This window comes from Streptomyces sp. (genome assembly GCF_031178505.1).
In the GTDB taxonomy this organism is placed as follows: domain Bacteria; phylum Actinomycetota; class Actinomycetes; order Streptomycetales; family Streptomycetaceae; genus Streptomyces; species Streptomyces gulbargensis.
Window position 1 is genome coordinate 1 of sequence record NZ_JAPSIW010000742.1, and the last position, 3,399, is coordinate 3,399.

A 3,399-nucleotide genomic window follows, 5' to 3' on the forward strand; every position below is an offset into this window, starting at 1 on the left:
CTCCACGGTACCCGGCATCCACCGTCCCCGGGGCATTCACGAGCGCGACGCCGCAGCGGGCGGCGAGTCCGGAGCGGGGGTGCACGAAGGCGGCGTACCCGTCCGGCAGCGCGAGGGAAACCCCGGTGGGCAGGACGGCGCGTTCGCCGGGGGCGAGGACGGCGGCCTCGGTGGTCACGAGGTCGGCGCCGGCGTCGCCGGGGTGGCCGTAGGCGGGGATGGGGACGTCCGGGTCCACGCGGCGGATGAGGACGTCGACAGGGTTGCGCATCAGGGGTTCACCTCGAAGGCGCGGGCGCGCCGGACCTGGTCGGGGTCGGACATGGCGGCCCGGATCTCCTCCGGGCGGCCGTTGTCGATGAAGTGGTCGACCTTGACCTCGATGAAGAGGGCGTCGGCGCGGACGGCGACGGGGCCGTCGGGCCCGCCGATCCGGCCGGTGGCGGTCGAGTAGATCTTGCGGCCGTGGACGGCGGTGACCTCGGCGTCCAGGTGGAGCACGGTCCCGACGGGGACGGGCCGGACGAAGTCGGTCTCCAGGCGGCCGGTCACCGCGATGACCCGCAGCAGCCAGTTCAGGGAGCCGAGGGTCTCGTCGAGCGCGGTGGCGAGGACGCCGCCGTGCGCGAGCCCGGGGGCGCCCTGGTGGTCGGCGGTGACGGTGAACTCGGCGGTGACGGTGACACCCTCTCCCGCCCGGGCGTCCAGGTGCAGGCCGTGGGGCTGTCCGCCGCCGCACCCGAAGCAGTGCGCGTAGTGGGAGCCGAGCGGCTCGCCGGGGGCCGGCGCGTCGGCGTGGCGTACCGGCGCCACGGCGTCGGCCGGTGGGGTGAGGGCGGCAGATGTTGCGGTCACAGGCGCAGACCTTACCCGCGCGGCCGGGCGGGGGGCGCGCCGTGCCAAGCTTGGGGACATGCAGCAGCCTCCCGTGCCGTCCCCGGCGTCCCCGTCCCCGTCCCCGTCCCCCGCGGCGCCGGTGCCGCCCGCCGCGCCGCGTTTCGACGAGCGGCTGACCGCGCCCCGCTCGTGGTGGGTGATCGCGGGCCTGCTGGGCCTCTCCGGGGGCCTGGTGATGTTCCCGCTGGGTACGGTGCCGACGCTGGGCGGCGTGATCGCGGCGGCGGTGCTGGCCGGTGTGGCGGTCTCCTCGTACGGCTCCGCGCGGATCCGGGTGGTGGCCGGTTCGCTGGTGGCGGGCGACGCCCGGATCCCGGTATCCGCTCTGGGGGCGGCCGAGGTGCTGGACGTGGAGGAGGCGCGCGCCTGGCGCACGCACAAGGCCGACCCGCGCGCCTTCATGCTGATGCGCAGCTACGTGCCCCGGGCGGTGCGGGTCGAGGTGACGGACCCGGCGGATCCGACGCCGTACGTCTACCTGTCGAGCCGTGAGCCGGAGGCGCTGGTCGCCGCGCTGGACGCGGCACGCGCCGAAGGCTGAGCCGCCGTACCGGCCCCCGTCTTCCGCCGGGGGCCTTTGCCGTACCCGAGCCGCTCGGCCCGGGTCGAACGCGGGGCCGACGGGTGGTCGAGGCACGCCGCGCCTCCGGGGGTGCCTGGCACGGCTCGGGGGGCGGATCCGCGGCCCGGGGGCCGTCACCGGGGGGCGCGGCTCAGAAGCCGAGCTCCTTGGGGTTCTCGGGCTGGTCGAGCGCGGGCAGCTCCGGCAGGTCCTCCCACGGGACCTGGCGGGCCCGCAGGTCCTTGCGGACGTGGGCGGCGAGCTTCTTGGTGTCGCGCCGGTTCATGACCGCTCCGACGGCCGCGCCCACCATGAAGGGGGCGAGGTTGGGCAGATTGCGCACCATGCGCTTCATGATCTGCTGGCGCAGTTCGCGCTTGAGCTGTCCGCCGAGCGCGGCGTTGACGGTGGTGGGCTTGGTCGGGTCGATGCCCCGCTCCTCCGCCCAGGACGTCAGATAGGCGACGGAGCGCTGGGTGAGGCGGCCGGGGGGCCGCAGGCCGTACACCTCGTGCAGTTCGGCGATGAGTTTGAGTTCCACGGCGGCGACGCCGGTGATCTCCGCGGCGAGCTCGGCCGGCATGGCCGGGGGTACGGGCAGCATGGCGGCGGCGCCGACGCCCGCGCCGACGGTGGAGCTCGCGTTGGCGGCGCCCGCGACGAGTTTGTCGGCGATCTCCTCCGGGCCGAGGCCCGGGAACTGCCGGCGCAGGGTCGCCAGGTCGCGGACGGGAATCCGCGGGGCCAGGTCGATCAGCCGGTCGGCCAGGAGGCCGATGCCGGCCTTCGCGCCCTCTCCGCCTCGTCTGACGCCGTGCCTCACGCTCTCGGTGACACCGCGCCGGACGGCGTCGATCCGCGACGACTCGGTCCTGAGTCTGTCGAGTCGCTTGCGCGCCGGGCCGGCCGGGCCTCCGGCGTCCGGTCGCCCGTCGCGCGCGGCGGCGGCCGGTGCGCCCGGGGGTGTGGTGTCCCGCTCCGCGGGAAGCGGTGCGGTGCCCGGCTCCGGGGCCTCGGCGGCCGCTTCGAGCGAGGCCGAGGGGCCTCGCCCGTCGTCAGGTGCGCCGGGGGAGGGCAGGGGGGCGGCGCGCTCGGCTTCGGAAGCCTCGTGGGCGTCCTCCGCCGGGCCCGGTCCGCCCTTGTACGTCTTCGGCCTGCCGGGGAGCCGTAGACGCCGCTTCCGGGACGGTGTGTCGCCTGCCACGGTCGAGCGTTCTCAGTCGCAGTCGCGGCAGATGGGCTGACCGTTCTTCTCCCGCGCCAGCTGGCTGCGGTGGTGCACGAGGAAGCAGCTCATGCAGGTGAACTCGTCGGCCTGCTTGGGCAGGACCCGGACGGCCAGCTCCTCGTTCGAGAGGTCGGCGCCCGGCAGCTCCAGGCCCTCGGCGGCCTCGAACTCGTCGACGTCGACGGTCGAGGTCGACTTGTCGTTGCGGCGGGCCTTCAGTTCTTCAAGGCTGTCCGAGTCGACGTCGTCGTCGGTCTTGCGTGGGGTGTCGTAATCCGTTGCCATGTCGCTCTCCCCCTCTGGGTGGTTGCGGGTGTCTCCAGCGCACGTAACGCGTGAGAGGTCGGACTTGTGCCCGACCTGAGGCGGAGATTTTGCCTCACATCAAGGTCTGTTACTCAATCGACACCCGTCCCGCCCTCTCACGAGTGAGGGGGTTGGGGTGGCGAACCGGACCGTACACGGTCCTCGGGGCGCCGCTCGCACGCGCCACCCCGTGTACTTCCCGTCATCCGAAGCCCGGGAAACCCGGATTTTTCCCGGTTTTCCGGCGGAATCCCCGATCACGGAGCGTGTGGCCGTCCGCCCCTCACCCTGTGATCGATCACACATGCGTGTCTCAGCATCAGAGCTCGGGAATTCCGCGCAAAGCGAACGGAACCGGTCGCGCGCACTGTGTCACATCGGCAGGGTGACTCGCATCACGAGGCCG

At 73.8% G+C, this 3,399-nt stretch carries 5 protein-coding genes; 1 reads left to right on the forward strand and 4 read right to left on the reverse strand.

The window, feature by feature from the left end:
- Both dut and RIF68_RS31520 read right to left on the reverse strand, forming a co-directional pair.
- Positions 1-271, reverse strand: a 271-nt coding sequence (dut, locus tag RIF68_RS31515) for a dUTP diphosphatase (RefSeq protein WP_309054680.1), incomplete at its 3' end; no start/stop codon positions are given.
- Entirely contained in the window at positions 271-855 is a 585-nt protein-coding gene (locus RIF68_RS31520; RefSeq protein WP_309054681.1) for a PaaI family thioesterase, read from the reverse strand. The genes RIF68_RS31520 and dut, both read right to left, overlap by 1 nt.
- 58 nt (positions 856-913) lie before the next feature.
- Here RIF68_RS31520 and RIF68_RS31525 point away from each other — a divergent pair, with 58 nt between their 5' ends.
- Positions 914-1,438: a DUF3093 domain-containing protein gene (locus tag RIF68_RS31525; RefSeq protein ID WP_309054682.1), complete on the forward strand. Its 525-nt coding sequence runs from the start codon at positions 914-916 to the stop codon at positions 1,436-1,438.
- Between the two features lie 172 nt (positions 1,439-1,610).
- Here RIF68_RS31525 and RIF68_RS31530 read toward each other — a convergent pair whose 3' ends face one another.
- Both RIF68_RS31530 and RIF68_RS31535 read right to left on the reverse strand, forming a co-directional pair.
- Positions 1,611-2,663, reverse strand: a complete 1,053-nt coding sequence (locus RIF68_RS31530; RefSeq protein WP_309054683.1) for a hypothetical protein — start codon at positions 2,661-2,663, stop codon at positions 1,611-1,613.
- Between the two features lie 12 nt (positions 2,664-2,675).
- Positions 2,676-2,972, reverse strand: coding sequence for a DUF4193 domain-containing protein (locus tag RIF68_RS31535; RefSeq protein WP_003955561.1), 297 nt, complete (start codon positions 2,970-2,972; stop codon positions 2,676-2,678).
- Positions 2,973-3,399: the final 427 nt, after the last annotated feature.